The following is a 14,772-nucleotide window of genomic DNA, read 5'->3' as shown; positions in this document are numbered from 1 at the left end:
GCCGGGCCCGTGGTGGACGTGGGATGCGGCCCCGGCCACGTGGCGCACTATCTCGCGGCGCGCGGGGTGGACGTGAGCGGGCTGGACCTGTCGCCGGGGATGGTCGAGCAGGCGCGCGCGCTGCATCCGGGCGTATCCTTTCGCGTCGGCGACGTTACGGCGCTGGACGCGGCGGACGGCGCGTGGGCCGGCGCGGTCGCGTACTATTCCCTCATCCACCTGCCCCGCTCCACGGTCGTACACGCATTGCGGGAACTGGCGCGCGTGCTGCGGCCGGACGCCCCGCTGTTCCTTGCCTTTCACGCCGGGGCCGAGACGCGGCACATGGACGAGTGGTGGGGCCGGCCCGTGCGCCTGGACTTCGTCTTCTTCACGGCGGACGAGATGGCGGGCTTCCTGCGCGAGGCGGGCTTCACCGTGGAGGATGTGACGGAGCGCGACCCGTACCCGGAGGTGGAGGCGCCCACCCGCCGCGCGTACGTCATCGCGGTGCGCGGGCCCGCCGCCGTGCCGTCCGGCGCCTGACCGCGGCGGCGGCGCTGAAACCAGCTCCGGCCCGGGCGCGTTCCAGAGTGGGTCTGCCGGGAGATGATCCCGCACATCCACCCTCGACGACCGTCATCGCCATGACCGCACCCCGCCGCGGCCTGCTGCTTCTGCCGCTGATCCTTGCCGCCTGCGCCCCGCGCGCCTCGTCGTCCGCCGCCCCGGCACCCGCACCCGAGGCGGCGCCCGCGCGGCGGATATCCGCCCTCACGGACGAGGTGGACCGGCAGGCGCCGCTCTGGCTGGTTCGCCACCAGGTGCCCAGCGTGGCCATCGCGTACATCCGCAACGGGCGCGTGGCGTGGACGCGGGTGTACGGCGAGCAGGCGCCCGGCGTGCCCGCCACCCCGGCCACGCTGTACAACGTGGCCTCGCTCGCCAAGCCCGTCTCCGCCGAAACCATGCTGCGCCTGGCCGCCGCCGGCCGCGTGTCGCTGGACGAGCCGCTCGCCGGCTTCTGGGTGGATCCGGACGTGGCCGCCGACCCGCGGCACCAGCGCCTGACGCCGCGCATCGCGCTCAGCCACCGCACCGGCTTTCCCAACTGGCGCTTTCAGACGGAGGGAAAGACGCTGGCGTTCCAGCGCGATCCCGGCACAACGCTGGGCTACTCCGGCGAGGGCTTTGAGTACGCGCGCCGCTTTGCGCAGCAGAAGCTGGACGCGGAATGGGAAAGCCTGGCGCGCCGGTACGTCATGGGGCCGCTGCGGATGAACAGCACCACGTACACGCATCCCGCCGCCGCGGCGCGCGTGGCGCTGCCGTTCGGGCGCGAAGGGCGCTACGGCGAGCCCTCCGTGCAGGACAGCGCGCTGGCCTCGGACGACCTGTACACCACGGTGGGCGACTACGCGGCCTTTCTCACCGGCGTAATCCGCCGCGACGGGCTGCCGGCCGCGTACGCCGCCCAGCGCGATTCCATGCACGTGGTAAACGAGGAGTCCACCGCCCGCTGCGACCGCGCCGCGGTGGCGCACTGCCCGCGGGTGGGGATGGGGCTGGGATGGGAGATCCTGGAGTTCGGCGGCGAAACCGTGCGGATGCACTCCGGCGCGGACTGGGGCGAGAGCACCCTGGCCTTCTACTTCGCCGAAACGGGCGACGGGGCGGTGATCCTCACCAACGGCGCGAACGGGATGAAGGTGTCGCTCGAGGCCGTCGAGCTCCTGTTCCCGGCCACCCGGCTGGCGGACTACGCCCGCAGCTTCCGCTGATCACCGCGCGCGGTGGGCCGTTTCCGGCGCAGCCTGAAAGGGGCAGCGATGACGAGCGATTCAGAGGTGGCGGAAGCACTCCTGGCCCATGCGCGCGGGTATCTGCGCGCCATCGAGGACGGCGCGACGGGGGACCGGCTGGCTGCCTTCTTCACCGCGGACGTGGTGCAGGAGGAGTTTCCCAACCGCCTGGTGGCCGCGGGCGCGCGCCGCGACCTGGCCGCGCTGCTGCAAGGCGCCGAGCGCGGGCACGCCGTGCTGCGCGGGCAGACGTACGAGATCGTGAACGAGGTGCAGTCCGGCTCCACGGTGGTGCTGGAGGTGAACTGGACCGGCACGCTGGCCATCCCCATCGGCGCGCTCCCCGCGGGCGGGCAGATGAAGGCGCGCTTCGCCGTCTTTCTGGAGTACCGCGACGGGCGCATCGCCCGGCAGCGCAACTACGACTGCTTTGACCCATGGTGAACGTGGAGATCCTTCTGCTGGGCCCGGACAGCCTGGGCGTGCTGGACCGCGTGGCGGACGACGTGTTCGACGAGCCGGTCCATCCCCGCTGGGCGCGCGCGTTTCTGGATGATGAACGGCACCACATGCTGGTGGCGGTGGAGGGCGGCGTGGTGGTGGGGATGATCTCGGCGGTGGACTACGTGCACCCCGACAAGGCGCCGCAGCTCTGGATCAACGAGGTCGGCGTGGCGACCTCGCACCGCCGCCGCGGCATCGCGCGCCGGCTGATGGACGCCATGCTGGAGCACGGGCGCACACTGGGGTGCACGGAGGCGTGGCTGGGGACGGAGACGGACAACGTCGCCGCGCGCCGCCTGTACGAGAGCGTGGGCAGCAAGCCCGAGCCGTTCGTCCTTTACTTCTTTCCGCTCGCGGAGAAGGGGAGCGGGTGACGTCGCCTGCACGCGGCGGAGATCCGGTGTGAGCGGCCGGGGAATGGTGAGTCAGAAGGCGGCTTGAGCGAATGAATTCGCCGCAACAACAACGGAAAGTCCCCCCAAACTGACGGGGGGACTTCACCTGCACGCGGGGGAGACCCCGGCGCGGAAAACGGAGATTCGCGCCGCGAAGAACCTCTGAGCGGATGAATCCGCCGCTCGGACAGCGGGAAGCCCCGACTCATGGCCGCTGGCGCGTCCACGATCGGGGCTTCCACTGCATGGGACCGGCGAGTCCCGTGAGAGATGAAACCTCCCCTCTCCGTGCGTAGTTTGCACGGGGAGGGGCCGGCGGTGGGGCCCTCGGCGCCGAGGCGTCGCGCACCGAACCCTCCCCTGCGCCGAACGGCTCCCCCTCTCCCGCGGAGCGGGCGGAGGGGGCTGGGGGGAGGGGGCCTCTCCGCACGCGCCAAACCCTCCCCGCCCGCACCACACTGCCGCACCAAACCACGCCGCGTCTGGCGCGCGCGCGCTCCGCAGACTAACTCATCCCCTCGCGCCTGCGCCGCACCGCACTCCACCGCGCTCCGTCATGGGGCGTGGCGCGCGGATGCCCTCACCCGATTCCGCCAAGCTTCGTTGACCCGGACTCCGATCGCGGCCCGACTCGTCGCCGCCCTGGCCTTTGCCGCCTGCACCGTGCACCGCGCCGCCGCCCAGGAGCCGATGCCGCCGCACGAAACCTTTACCCTGCACTCCGCCGCGCTGAACGAGACGCGGCGCATCAACGTGTACATTCCGCCCGGGTTCAACACGGCCCGCTCCGCCGCGCTCCCCGTGCTGTACATGCCGGACGGCGGCGTGGAAGAAGACTTTCCGCACGTCTCGTCCACGGTGCACGCCGGCATCGCGGCGGGCGAGATGCGGCCCATGATGGTGGTCGGCATTGAGAACACCGAGCGACGGCGCGACATGACCGGGCCCACCACGGTGGAAGAAGACCGCCGCATCGCACCGCGCGTGGGCGGATCGGCGGCGTTCCGCGCCTTCATCGCCAACGAGTTGATTCCGGAGATCGGGCGGCGGTACAGGGTTTCGGGAGAGCGCGCCATCATCGGCGAGTCGCTGGCAGGGCTGTTCGTGGTGGAAACCTTCCTGGCCCAGCCCGACCTGTTCGACACGTACGTCGCGCTGAGCCCGAGTCTGTGGTGGAACGGCGAAGCGCTCGTGCGCACCGCCGGCGACCGCCTGCGTGCCGAGCCCTGCACCACGGCGACGCTCTTCCTTTCCTCGGCGGACGCGGAAGAGAACATCGCGCCCTCCGTGGTGCGCCTGACCGAGCAGCTGCGCGCCGCCGCGCCGGCCGGGGTGCGCTGGCGCTACGTTCCGCGGCCGGACCTGCAGCACTCCACAATCTACCGGTCGTCCGCGCCCGGCGTACTGCGCGACCTGTTCCCGGCAAAAAGGCCGGCGCGATAACCCCCGTCCTCGAACGGCAGAAGACAGGGCGCGGCTACGGCGCCCCGGGCGCGCGGTTCAGCCCCATGCGCAGCCGCACCTCGCGCGGAACGCCGAGTTCGCGCAGCAGGTTCTCGCCCACGCCGAAGCCGAGCACCTCGCGCTGCACCACGTAGTACCACAGCGCCTCGCCCGCCGCGCCCACCAGCGCGTCCCGCTCGCCGGGGCGCTCGCCCGCTCCGCGCACGGCGTCGAACGCGGCCAGCTTCTGCAGCGCGGTGTGCAGCGCCGTGCCCAGGCGGGCCAGCACGGCCGCCTGCTCCTGCATGATCTCGTACCGCAACGGGTCCACGTCGCGGGTACTCTCCGGCATTCCAAGGTGCCGCGGAGGTCTGAGCGCCATCGTCGCCGAGCGTTCCTGAACGTTTCTCCCCATGCGGGGCGCGATCCATCCCCTGAAGATATGCCCGCCCGCACCTTGCGACCACCGCCGCCATCCTCCCCGATGCAGCCTCCGAGACCGCCCATCCGCCCATGCTGATCCGCAGACGGCACCCCGGTGATCGGCCCCGTTTGAAAAGGAGAGGGCGCATCCGTCGCGTGCTCGCCGGGCTGACGCTGCTCGTGCTCATCGCAGCGATCACGGGCGCAGTGTACGAAGCGGAGGCGCGGCGGGACGCCCGCAAACGGTTCGCGCCCCGCGGCAGGCTGGTGGACGTGGGCGGCCGGCGCATTCACCTGGACTGCCGCGGCGCGGGTTCGCCCACCGTGGTGATGGAAAACGGGCTGGACACCTCCGGCCCGTTGAGCTGGAACACCGTGCACGATGACCTCGCCGCCATCACCCGCACGTGCGCGTACAGCCGCGCGGGGATGATGTGGAGCGACCCGGCGCCCGGCGCGTTCCACAGTGACAGCGCCGCGCGCGACCTGCATCGCGCGCTGACGGCCGCGGGGGAGCGCGCGCCGTGGGTGCTCGTGGGGCACTCCATGGGCGGGCCGTACGCCCTGGTGTTCACCGCTCGGCATCCCCGCGAAACCGCCGGCCTGGTGCTGGTGGACGCCGCCCACCCGTACGGGCGGGAGCGGATGGGCGAGGCGGCCGGCACCGCGCCCGGCCCCCTCCGCCGGATGCGCAACGCCGCGATTCTGGCGCTCGGCCCCACGCTCGCGCGGCTCGGGGTCATGCGGCTGATGGCGCCGCGCGCCGCCCCGGCGGACTGGACGCCGCAGATGGCCGCCGCGCAGCGGGCGCTGTATCCGCCCTCCTCGGCGGCGCTGGTGCGGGAAGCGCGCGCGATGGATGAAACGCTCCGCCGGGCCGACGCGAGCCGCGCCCTGGGCGACCGGCCCCTGATCGTGCTGACGGCGATCACCGCGCTCCCCGGCGAGAGCGCGGAGCAGGAGGCGAAGCGGCTGGCGGCGTGGAAGCGGCTGGGGGCCGATCAGGCGTCGTGGTCGTCGCGCGGGCGGCAGCAGGTGGTGGATGCGACGCACTACATCCACTTCAACCGCCCCGACGTAGTGGTGGATGCGGTCCGCGACCTGGTCCGGACGATCCGCGCCGAAGCCCCGCGCGCCGCGCGCTGAGGGCGGGTGCACGGCATCCGCGGCACCGCGGCCCGCCGGCTTCCGGAGAGCGTGCCGGGCGTGCGGGCCTGCGGTATGCTATGACTGATCCCCCGGGCCGTCGCACACGTGGAGCGCGGCGGCCGGCCGAATCAGACCCGTGGCCCAGGCAGAGGGATACGATGCAGCACACCGAGGATTCCGCGCCCGCGTCCAAACGCCCGGTGCTGGCGGGCGTGGCCGTGCGCGAGGAGGATCTGGAGCCCACCCGGGGGCTGGAGTTCGCCACCACGGTGATCCGCGTGGCGGCCGCCGTCGTCCTGCTGCTGGCGCTGGTGCAGTTCGGCGTCTGGTGGCTGGACCGTCCGCCGGGGGGCGTGGGGCTGGGGCTGCTGGTGGGCGACACCATCCGGCTGATCGTGTTCGCCGCGCTGCTGTGGGCGGGCTCGGACCTTACCTCCGTGCTCATCAAGACGCACTACGACATCCGGGCCACCCGCATTCTCATGGCCCGGCAGACGTACATGATGAAGCAGATGGGGATTCACAGCGGCGCCCTGCCCGAAGTGGACGACGTGGGCAACCGCCGCGTGGAAGATGCGGCGTAGCGTCCGCGCGACGGCGGCATGAGAATGCGTGCCCTGCCCCGCCCGCGGAACGCGCCGCGCCTCCTGCGGTGGCGCGGATGGATGGCCGTGCCGCTGATCGCCGGTGCCCTCCTGTGGGCCTCGGGCACCGTGGGGCAGGCGCCCAACCCGTTCCGTGGCCAGCGGCTGTACGTGAACCCCGAGTCGCCGGCGCTGCGGCAGGCCGCGGCGTGGGCGCGCTCGCGCCCGGCGGACGCGGCGCACATGCGGCGCATCGGCGAGCAGCCGCAGGCCATCTGGCTGGGCGACTGGACGCGCGACATCCGCGCCGAGGTGGACCGGCTGATGACGCAGATCGGCCGGGCGGGGGCGCTCCCGGTGTTCGTGGCGTACAACATCCCCAACCGCGACTGCGGGCTGTACTCCGCCGGCGGCGCGCGCGGCGGCGACGCCTACCGCCGCTGGGTGCAGGACTTTGCGCGCGGGCTGCGGGGGCGCCGCGCGGTGGTGATTCTGGAGCCTGACGGACTGGCGAGCATGGACTGCATGCCGGCCCGTCTGCGCGACGAGCGCTCGGTGCTGCTGCGCGAGGCGGTGCAGACGCTTACGGCGGGCGGCGCGGCGGTGTACATCGACGCGGGCAACGCCAACTGGAAGCAGCCGGCCGACATGGCCGCGCGCCTGCGCGGCGCGGGCATCGACCGGGCGCAGGGCTTTGCGCTCAACGTCTCCAACTTTCACAACGTGCAGGTGAACCTGGCGTACGGCGACCGGCTGAGCGCGATGGTGGGTGGCAAGCACTACGTGATCGACACCAGCCGCAACGGGCGGGGAGCGCAGATCGAGCGCGAGTGGTGCAACGCGCCCGGCCAGGCGCTGGGGCGCGCGCCCACCGCCAACACCGGCAACCCGCGGGCGGACGCCTTTCTGTGGGTCAAGATGCCCGGCCAGAGCGACGGCACCTGCAACGGCGGCCCGCGCGCGGGCGCGTGGTGGCCGGACTACGCGCTGGAGCTCAGCCGGGCCGCCGCCGCCCTGGGCAGCATGTTCCCGCGCTGACCGGCGACCCGGAGGCGGAACAGGGCGTCGGGGGGACGAGTAGAACGCCGCTCTCCGACGCTCCGGTTCCCGCCACCGAACGGCCGCATGCAGTTCCCTCCGCACGTCCCGGTGGTTGCTCCGCTCCGCCGAAAGACGCACCGCCCGCCGCGCCGGCCCTCAGGCGCGGCGCTCGGCATTGCGGCGGGCGTGCACGCGCTGGCGCTGCTGGCCCTCGTGGCGGGCTCCCGCTCCGGCTCCGCGAAGGGCGGCGCGGCTCCGGGCTCGCGGCGCGCAGAAGCGGTGGCGTACGTGGAGGTGGGCGCGTGGCCGGGGACCGGGCAGGCGCCCGCGGCTCAAGAAGCGTCCCCGGCCTCATCGACCGACACGCCTCGAGCGGCGCCTGCCGCCCAACCGGACACCGGATCGCGCGGAGCAACCGTCCCCGCCATCGCGCGGACGCCGGTGGAAGGCACGGCGGGGCAGACCGGCGGCGCGGCGGTGGCGGATACCGGCGGGGCAAGCGCAACGCCCCGCCCGCGCGCCCGGTCACCGCTCGGTGCGGAACTCGGCGACCCGCGGCTGGTGGTTCCGCGGCAGCGAGCATCGGCGAGCCCGCCGCCGGCCGCGTACTTCGCGGACTTTCACCGGGCGCTGCGTGCGTTCAACGACAGCGTCATGGACCGGGCAGACCGCGACCGGCGCGCGGCAAGCTGGACATGGACGGACCCCGAGGGCCGGGCGTGGGGCGTCCGTCAGGGCGTGCTGGTGATCAACGGCGTCCAGGTGATGAACGTGGAGATGTACGGCGAGCGCGACCAGGAGCGGACCGCGGGGCGCATCTCGCGGCAGGGGCGCGAGGCGGCCGCGCAGAGCGACCGCATCGAGCGGGAGCGCGCCGTACAGGAGCGGGGCCGCGCCACCCGTGCGCGCCGCGACCGCGAGCGGGCCGCCGGCGCACCCTGACGCATATCCGGGATCGTTCGCGGCGGCACCCGCGGGCACGTGCGGGCCGTGACCGCGTTCTCTGCGGGATGATGCTTTCCGGAGACAGTTCGTGCGTCTTCCGGCGCTGTCGCGCGACAGCGCCGGAGAACGCACGAAGTGGTTGAACTGCACGGACGGTGCTTTGCAGCCCGCCGCCGATCATGCTCCGGGTGCAAGGGCACTCTCCCGCGGAGGACGCGTGAGAGTGCCCTTGGTCGTAGAGCCGTGCCCGCCTGCGATCCAGCCGGGCCACACGTACAACGGAGACGTTTGTACGGCAGCGGGGCGCGGGCGTGTCACGCTCCCGTGGTTACTTCCTCGTACGCCACCGTAAGCGGGTCGCGGGCGCCGGCCTGGCCGAACGGGCCCCACGTCTCGAACCCGGCCAGCGGCGCGCGCATGGCCAGCACCTCTTCCCGCGTGCGCCCCGCCGCCACCTGCCGCTCCACGAAGGCGAGCACCCCGCTCAGGTAGTCGCGGAACCCCAGCACCTCCGCCGGCCCGCCGGTGACGGGCAGGCCGTCTCCCGCATGGCCGAAGATGTAGATCGTGTCCGCCGAGTGGCCGTTCACCACCTCCCCCAGCAGCCGGCTCCAGTTGCGCATGGAGGCGCCCGCCGCGCGGTCCACCACCGGGTGCCGCCGGTGAAAGCCCAGGTCGCCCAGGTGCACCACGTTGGCCCGCTCAAAGGTGATCACCGCGTCGCCGCTGGTGTGCCCGCGCCCGTAGTGCCGCGCCACGATGCGCTCGTCGCCCACCTGCGCGGACCAGCTGTGCATGAACGTTTCCGTGGGATACAGCGGCTCGGGCGGCGGGGGCTGCGTGGCAGACGGCTGCGCCGCGGGCTGGGCGGGCGGCTGCTGCGCGGGCGCCTGGGCCTGCGTGGCGGGCTGCGGCGCGCGCCGCATGTGCTGGTCGGCCATGCCGTGGGCCACCACGCGCCGCGCCACCCCGCGGAACACTCCGTTGCCGCCCGTGTGGTCGCCGTGGTGGTGCGTGTTCAGCAGCACGTCCACGCCGCGGTTGCCGGACCGCTGCTGCAGCCCGGCGAGCAGCGCCCGCGCCTCGGCGGGGAACTGCGTGTCCACCACGGCCACCCCGCGCGGGTTCACCAGCCACCCCACGGTGCCGCCGCGCATGGTAAAGGTGCCCACGTTGCGGCGCAGCGGGGTGAACACCACCTGCTGCGCGGTCTGGGCGCCCAGAAACCGGGGCGTCCGGCCAAGGGCGGCGCCGAGCGCGGCGGCGGCGGAGGTCGCGAGAAAGTCGCGGCGGCTGGGAGACATCGGGCACTCCTGGGTTCGGGGTTGCGGGGGCACTGACCGCCCGCCCACAGTCTGCGGCACGCGCCGCCGCCGCGCCAGTCGCCCGGGTGCTTTCCGCGCGGACCCGCATCCGCCACGTTGTCGGTCCATCCGCCCGCGACCGCGCCCACCCCGGGAGAACGTCATGATCCGCCGCATCCTCCTCACCTCCCTCCTGTTCGCGGCCCCGCTCGCCGCGCAGCCGCCGGCCACCAGCAGCCTGGCGGAGCCCGCGCAGTTCGAGAACCCCGACCGGCTGGCGCAGCTCAGCACCGCGTTTCCGGAGATCGACCGCATGATGCGTGAGTTCGCCGAGCGGTCGCGTGTGCCGGGGATCGCGTACGGCATCGTGGTGGATGGGCGGCTGGCGCACGTGGGCACCGCCGGCATCCGCGAGCTGCGGTCGCGCGCGCCGGTGGACACGGGGAGCGTGTTCCGCATCGCGTCGATGACCAAGAGCTTTACCGCCGTCGCCATTCTGCAGCTGCGCGACGAGGGAAAGCTGTCGCTGGACGACCCTGCGGAGCGCTACGTGCCGGAGCTGGCCGCCCTCCACCCGGCCACGCTGGACGCGCCCAAGGTCACCATCCGCCACCTGCTCACGCACTCGGCCGGCTTTCCCGAAGACAATCCCTGGGGCGACCAGCAGCTCGCCGCCACGGATGCGGAGATGTCGGCCATGATGCGCGACGGCATCCCGTTCTCCACGGCGCCGGGAACGGCGTACGAGTACAGCAACTTCGGGTTCGCCATCCTGGGGCGCATCGTGGCGAACGTGTCGGGAATGCCGTATCCGCGGTACATCACCGAGCGCGTGCTGCGGCCGCTGGGGATGAACTCCACCACGCTGGAGGCCCGCGCCGTGCCGGCCGGCCGCCTCGCGCACGGCTACCGGCTGCGCGACAGCGCGTGGATCGAGGAGCCGGCGCTTCCGGACGGCGCGTTCGGGCCCATGGGCGGCATGCTGACCTCGGTGAGTGACCTGTCGCGGTGGGTGGCGTTCATGCTGGATGCGTGGCCGCCGCGCAGCGATCCGGCGCGCGGCCCGCTGAGCCGCGCTTCGCTGCGCGAGATGCAGCAGGTGGCGCGGTTCAGCGGCGCGGTGGTGGTGCGCGACACCGCGGCGGGCACGGTGTCGCTGAGCGCGGGAGGATACGGGTACGGGCTGGGCGTCCGGCAGACCTGCCTGTACCGGATGGTGGTGTCGCACAGCGGCGGGCTGCCGGGCTACGGCTCTCTGATGCGCTGGCTGCCGGAGTACGGCGTGGGGATCGTGGCGATGGGCAACCTTACCTACACCGGCTGGAGCGGCGTGACGGACCGGGCCATCGCCGCGCTGGCGCGCACGGGCGGGCTGCAGCCGCGCGTTCCCGACGCCGCCCCGGTGCTCATCATGCGCCAGCAGCAGGTGATTCGGCTGCTGACCAACTGGGACGATCCGGTCGCGCGCGGCTTCGAGGCGATGAACCTGTTCCTGGACGAGCCCGAGGAGCGCCGGCGGGCATTCATCCAGCGGCTGGTGGCGGAGGCGGGGGGCGGGTGCCGCCAGGAAGGGGACTTCCTGGCGGAGAACGCGCTGCGGGGAAGCTGGCGCATGCGCTGCCGCGACGGCGACCTGCGCTTTGCCATCACCCTGGCGCCCACGGAGCCCGCCCGGGTGCAGTACCTGGACGTCGCGCGCATGGGCCGCGACGAACGCCTGGAGGCGCCCCCCGCCTGCCGCTGACGGTGGCGCTCCCGGGAGCATGATCGTCGCCCGGACCATCTGCGGGCGGCACCAGGACGGGACCGGTGGGGTGCCAGTCAGGGCCCAGGAGATTCGCCGCGGGACGGGAGTCGTTTGGCACAATCGCAATCGGGGCCCGCTGATTCTCACCGGCGGGCCCTGACTGCTCTCACATTTGAGTGGATTGGCCGCTTGCAGCCGGACCGGCCCCGGTTCTGCATCGATTCACTGCGCTTCCCGCGCCGGGTTATCGTGCCCCGCGCCGCCACCCTGCCCGGAGGAACCTCCGTGAGCCCTGCAACCCTGTCCTACGCCGCGAACGCCGTTCTGGCGCTGGCCATGCTGGTGATCGCCGTCCGCTGGATCACTCGTCACCGAACCGCCGGACGGGTGGATCGCGAACCGCTGTACCGCGAGGGCTACAACGACGGGCGTCGGGCGGTGCTGGAATCCATCGGTTATGAGCGCGAGGTCATCCACTGCACGCTGGGCGGCTGGATCAAACGAGAGCGCGTCCTCAAGATCCGGGAGTTCGTCACGGTGGGGAACCTCCGCGTCGCGGAATCCACGCGTGACATCGTCGTGCGCTCGGAAACCGACCTGAGGATCGTCCTCGAGACGCTTCAGGTCGCCGAGACCGCCGCGCAGCTGTGGGCCGGCGCAGCGGGGCCGGCGGCGCGGGCGGCCGGGGCTCTGGGCCGGTTGGCGTCTTTCCGCCGCGCTCCCGGACTTCCGGCGGTGTGAGCCGGGCGGCGGGGCGCCGCCCCAGGCGGGCCGGTCAGCGCATGGGGCGGGAGGCTGTGGTGGTGCGGAGGTAGACAACAGCGTCGTACAGGCGCGCGATGGGAATGGTGTAGTACCCGTAATCCACCACCCGCCCGCCGATGCCCAGGAACGGGCGCGGCTCCGCCAGCCACGCGCCTTCGCCCGCCGCCGCGCCGCGCAGGTCCAGCAGCAGCCGCGCCGCTCCGAGCGCGTAGAGTTCCGCGGCCAGGCTGCCGGGCGGGGGCGGCACGGGCGCCAGCGGAAACTCGCCCATGGTGCGCGAGGCGGCGTCGCGCGCCCAGTTGCCCGCCGCCGTGTACGCGCCCTCCGCCGTGGTGAAGCCCACGACGCGTACCTGGCCCGGAAGCATCTGGTCCAGGTACGTGCCCATCCACCCCGGGCCGCGCATCACGTGGGAGTTGTGCGCCCACACCACGGCGCGCGTTCCCGCCGGCCGCTGCGCCAGCGTCCACGCGATGTTGGCGGCCATGGCGCTGTCGCGCACGGACTGCGGCGTCAGGTCGCCCAGCGAGGCGGACTGGAACGCCACCTCGGCGTTCTGCACCGCCCACGCGACCCGCGCGCGGTCCGCGCCGCGCGCCAGATACGCGGGTGCATGCTCGCGCACGTGCCGGCGCACGACGTCGGCGGACGCGCTCCACGCGCGCACCACGCTGTCCGGGCGCACGGGGTACGGGCCCGGGAGCCACGCGGTGTGCATGGCCGCGTACGCGCGCTCGGCCTCGGGCGCAAAGGCGGGATCGGCGGTGCGCAGAAAGGCGAGCACGCTGTCCATGGGCAGCCGCGGGTCCTGCATGTCGTACCCCACCACCTCCACGCGCCCCCGGCCCGACGCGTTCCACGCCCGCGCCCATTCCACCATCGCCAGCACCTCGTCCGTCTGCAGCACCTTGAACACGCCGGACAGCGCCTCCCGCGCCGATCCCTGGCCGGTGAGCACGTAGCGGTTGATGCGCTCGGCCTGCAGCTGGTTGGCTTCCAGCATCACCACGCCAAAGCCCATCCGCCGCACCAGTGACTCGATCATCCGGTGCTTGAGCGTAAAGAACTCGCGCGTGCCGTGCGTGCCCTCGCCCAGCGACACCACGCGCGCATCGCCCACGAGGGAGCGGAACGCGGCGAGGTCCGCGTCGTCGCCGCCGGGCTCCACGGACGCGAACGGCACCGCGGCCGACCGGAGCCACGCCCGCTGCGCCGCGGTGGGCGGCGCGGGGCCGGGCTCGGTGGTGACCGCGCGCCCGTCGATCTCCAGCACCAGGTCGTCGAACCACACGGTGCCGGTGCCGCTCACCTGCCCGCCCACGCCCAGCGCGCGGACGTTTTCACCCAGCGTGGTTTCAACCACGAGCTGCGTCCAGCCGGCGGTGCCGCGGAGCGCGCGGCCCGGCATGCTGTCCACGGACAGCGTCTGATAGTTGCCGTCCATGGCATCCACTCGCAGCGCGGCCGAACCGCCCTGCACGTTCTGCGTGCGCACCCAGCCGGAAAGGCGCACGCGGCGCCCGGCCAGCGCATCCCCCGCGAACCAGCTTTCCCCGAACCAGGGTCCGGCGGCGCTGTCGCGGGCCACGCGCAGGCTCCAGCGCCCGCCGTGGCGAACGACGCTGTCCATCTGCGCGGGGTGGCCCAGCGAGGGATCGTCCTGGTCCGCCGTGTACCATCCCCACGGCGTTCCGGGATACGCGAACCCGGGCCGTTCCAGGTCCAGGTTCAACGGCTTCTGCGCGTGCAGAGCGCCGGCGTGCAGCAGGGCGAGCGCGGCCAGCGCGAGCGTGCGCGAGCGATGCATCATGGGGATGGGCGCGATGACGGGCGGGGTTGGAGGGCGGACGAGCCGCCGAGGCGACCCCAGGATACGCCGCGCCGAAGCATTGCGGAAGGTTCCCGTTCGGCCCGCGGCCGTGCCGCCGGCGTCGCAGACCCGTGCTTGCGGGCCGCGGCGGATGAACGGCAGCTTGGATCCGGGCCGTCCATCGCCGTGGTCCGTCGAAGCTCGCGCAGTGCGTGGAAGATGCGGGCGATCCCGCCAGCCGCCCACCGGTCCCGTGAACCCCGGAGTTGCCGTGTCCGCAGACGATTCGCTCCGCGACATCCTGGCGCGCCAGCTGGACTGGCGTGATGCCCACGCCACCTTTGACGCTGCCGTGCAGGACGTTCCGGCCGCGCACCGGGGCACGCGGCCGCCGGGGCTGGCGCACTCGTTGTGGGAGCTGCTGGAACACCTGCGCATCACCCAGCGCGACATCCTGGACTTCTGCGCCGATCCGGCCTACCGCGAGCCGAAGTGGCCGGACGACTACTGGCCCGCCACCCCCGCGCCCCCCTCGCCGGAAGCGTGGGACCAGTCCGCCGCCGCCTTTCGCGCGGACCGCGAGGCGCTCAAGCGGCTCGCCGCGGACCGGTCCATCGACCTGTACGCAGCCATCCCGCACGGCAGCGGACAGACGTATCTGCGCGAACTGCTGCTGGTGGCGGGCCACAGCTCGTACCACGTCGGCCAGATCGTCCTCGTCCGCCAGATGCTCGGCATCTGGCCCTGAACCCCCCGGTCGAGCGCCGCTCGCCGCGCATACTCGGCCCCGATCGCGGTCGGCGGTCGTTGCGCAACGCGGCGCGGACACCGGTGACCGCCGGGGCGGTAAAAGTCCGCGCCCACGTTCATCAACCCTCAAC

15 protein-coding genes are annotated in these 14,772 nt (G+C 73.1%); 12 read left to right on the top strand and 3 right to left on the bottom strand.

The window, feature by feature from the left end:
* The 5 genes from VF665_RS13755 to VF665_RS13735 all read left to right on the top strand — a co-directional run.
* Positions 1 to 525 (top strand): class I SAM-dependent methyltransferase (locus tag VF665_RS13755; protein WP_331054005.1); only part of this gene is annotated, 525 nt, incomplete at its 5' end.
* A gap of 101 nt (positions 526 to 626) precedes the next feature.
* Positions 627 to 1,760 (top strand): serine hydrolase domain-containing protein, encoded by a 1,134-nt coding sequence (locus VF665_RS13750; RefSeq protein ID WP_331054004.1) that lies wholly within the window; start codon positions 627 to 629, stop codon positions 1,758 to 1,760.
* A 48-nt stretch (positions 1,761 to 1,808) separates the two neighbouring features.
* Complete coding sequence (locus VF665_RS13745; protein WP_331054003.1) at positions 1,809 to 2,225, top strand: nuclear transport factor 2 family protein; 417 nt, start codon at positions 1,809 to 1,811, stop codon at positions 2,223 to 2,225.
* Positions 2,219 to 2,659 (top strand): GNAT family N-acetyltransferase, encoded by a 441-nt coding sequence (locus tag VF665_RS13740; protein WP_331054002.1) that lies wholly within the window; start codon positions 2,219 to 2,221, stop codon positions 2,657 to 2,659. Before VF665_RS13745 ends, VF665_RS13740 begins: the two co-directional genes overlap by 7 nt.
* 711 nt (positions 2,660 to 3,370) lie before the next feature.
* Positions 3,371 to 4,123 carry an alpha/beta hydrolase gene (locus tag VF665_RS13735; protein ID WP_349263131.1) on the top strand — a complete coding sequence of 251 codons (753 nt, stop codon included), beginning with the start codon at positions 3,371 to 3,373 and terminating at the stop codon, positions 4,121 to 4,123.
* A 34-nt stretch (positions 4,124 to 4,157) separates the two neighbouring features.
* Here the strand turns inward: VF665_RS13735 and VF665_RS13730 are convergent, their stop codons facing one another.
* Positions 4,158 to 4,475, bottom strand: a complete 318-nt coding sequence (locus tag VF665_RS13730; protein ID WP_331054000.1) for a DUF6665 family protein — start codon at positions 4,473 to 4,475, stop codon at positions 4,158 to 4,160.
* Positions 4,476 to 4,702: 227 nt separating this feature from the next.
* Between VF665_RS13730 and VF665_RS13725 the strand changes: the two genes are divergently transcribed.
* The 4 genes from VF665_RS13725 (at position 4,703) to VF665_RS13710 (ending at position 8,262) form a co-directional block, all read left to right on the top strand.
* A complete protein-coding gene (locus VF665_RS13725) occupies positions 4,703 to 5,692 on the top strand; it encodes an alpha/beta hydrolase (RefSeq protein WP_331053999.1) in 990 nt (329 codons plus the stop codon).
* Between the two features lie 161 nt (positions 5,693 to 5,853).
* On the top strand, positions 5,854 to 6,279 hold the full coding sequence (locus VF665_RS13720; RefSeq protein WP_331053998.1) for a hypothetical protein: 426 nt from the start codon (positions 5,854 to 5,856) through the stop codon (positions 6,277 to 6,279).
* An 81-nt stretch (positions 6,280 to 6,360) separates the two neighbouring features.
* The gene (locus VF665_RS13715; RefSeq protein WP_331053997.1) at positions 6,361 to 7,317 is read left to right on the top strand and encodes a glycoside hydrolase family 6 protein; all 957 of its coding nucleotides are present in this window, start codon (positions 6,361 to 6,363) and stop codon (positions 7,315 to 7,317) included.
* Between the two features lie 87 nt (positions 7,318 to 7,404).
* A complete protein-coding gene (locus VF665_RS13710) occupies positions 7,405 to 8,262 on the top strand; it encodes a hypothetical protein (protein WP_331053996.1) in 858 nt (285 codons plus the stop codon).
* Positions 8,263 to 8,579: 317 nt separating this feature from the next.
* Here VF665_RS13710 and VF665_RS13705 read toward each other — a convergent pair whose 3' ends face one another.
* A complete protein-coding gene (locus tag VF665_RS13705) occupies positions 8,580 to 9,569 on the bottom strand; it encodes an MBL fold metallo-hydrolase (protein WP_331053995.1) in 990 nt (329 codons plus the stop codon).
* A 163-nt stretch (positions 9,570 to 9,732) separates the two neighbouring features.
* Here VF665_RS13705 and VF665_RS13700 point away from each other — a divergent pair, with 163 nt between their 5' ends.
* Positions 9,733 to 11,313, top strand: a complete 1,581-nt coding sequence (locus VF665_RS13700; RefSeq protein WP_331053994.1) for a serine hydrolase domain-containing protein — start codon at positions 9,733 to 9,735, stop codon at positions 11,311 to 11,313.
* Between the two features lie 288 nt (positions 11,314 to 11,601).
* The gene (locus tag VF665_RS13695; RefSeq protein ID WP_331053993.1) at positions 11,602 to 12,057 is read left to right on the top strand and encodes a hypothetical protein; all 456 of its coding nucleotides are present in this window, start codon (positions 11,602 to 11,604) and stop codon (positions 12,055 to 12,057) included.
* 34 nt (positions 12,058 to 12,091) lie between these two features.
* Here VF665_RS13695 and VF665_RS13690 read toward each other — a convergent pair whose 3' ends face one another.
* Entirely contained in the window at positions 12,092 to 13,888 is a 1,797-nt protein-coding gene (locus VF665_RS13690) for an erythromycin esterase family protein (protein WP_331053992.1), read from the bottom strand.
* A gap of 274 nt (positions 13,889 to 14,162) precedes the next feature.
* On the opposite strand from VF665_RS13690, the gene VF665_RS13685 reads away from it, so the two are divergent.
* Positions 14,163 to 14,639: a DinB family protein gene (locus tag VF665_RS13685; protein WP_331053991.1), complete on the top strand. Its 477-nt coding sequence runs from the start codon at positions 14,163 to 14,165 to the stop codon at positions 14,637 to 14,639.
* The last annotated feature ends 133 nt before the right edge of the window (positions 14,640 to 14,772 follow it).

This window comes from Longimicrobium sp. (genome assembly GCF_036387355.1).
In the GTDB taxonomy this organism is placed as follows: Bacteria; Gemmatimonadota; Gemmatimonadetes; order Longimicrobiales; family Longimicrobiaceae; genus Longimicrobium.
This window is presented reverse-complemented; position numbering and strand designations above follow the sequence as displayed.

Coding starts and splice junctions, on each gene's coding strand:
- VF665_RS13745 (WP_331054003.1), top strand. CDS start 1,809: ATGACGAGCGATTCAGAGGTGGCGGAAGCACTCCTGGCCCATGCGCGC.
- VF665_RS13715 (WP_331053997.1), top strand. CDS start 6,361: ATGGCCGTGCCGCTGATCGCCGGTGCCCTCCTGTGGGCCTCGGGCACC.
- VF665_RS13735 (WP_349263131.1), top strand. CDS start 3,371: ATGCCGCCGCACGAAACCTTTACCCTGCACTCCGCCGCGCTGAACGAG.
- VF665_RS13705 (WP_331053995.1), bottom strand. CDS start 9,569: ATGTCTCCCAGCCGCCGCGACTTTCTCGCGACCTCCGCCGCCGCCGCG.
- VF665_RS13730 (WP_331054000.1), bottom strand. CDS start 4,475: ATGCCGGAGAGTACCCGCGACGTGGACCCGTTGCGGTACGAGATCATG.
- VF665_RS13710 (WP_331053996.1), top strand. CDS start 7,405: ATGCAGTTCCCTCCGCACGTCCCGGTGGTTGCTCCGCTCCGCCGAAAG.
- VF665_RS13690 (WP_331053992.1), bottom strand. CDS start 13,888: ATGCATCGCTCGCGCACGCTCGCGCTGGCCGCGCTCGCCCTGCTGCAC.
- VF665_RS13700 (WP_331053994.1), top strand. CDS start 9,733: ATGATCCGCCGCATCCTCCTCACCTCCCTCCTGTTCGCGGCCCCGCTC.
- VF665_RS13750 (WP_331054004.1), top strand. CDS start 627: ATGACCGCACCCCGCCGCGGCCTGCTGCTTCTGCCGCTGATCCTTGCC.
- VF665_RS13720 (WP_331053998.1), top strand. CDS start 5,854: ATGCAGCACACCGAGGATTCCGCGCCCGCGTCCAAACGCCCGGTGCTG.
- VF665_RS13740 (WP_331054002.1), top strand. CDS start 2,219: ATGGTGAACGTGGAGATCCTTCTGCTGGGCCCGGACAGCCTGGGCGTG.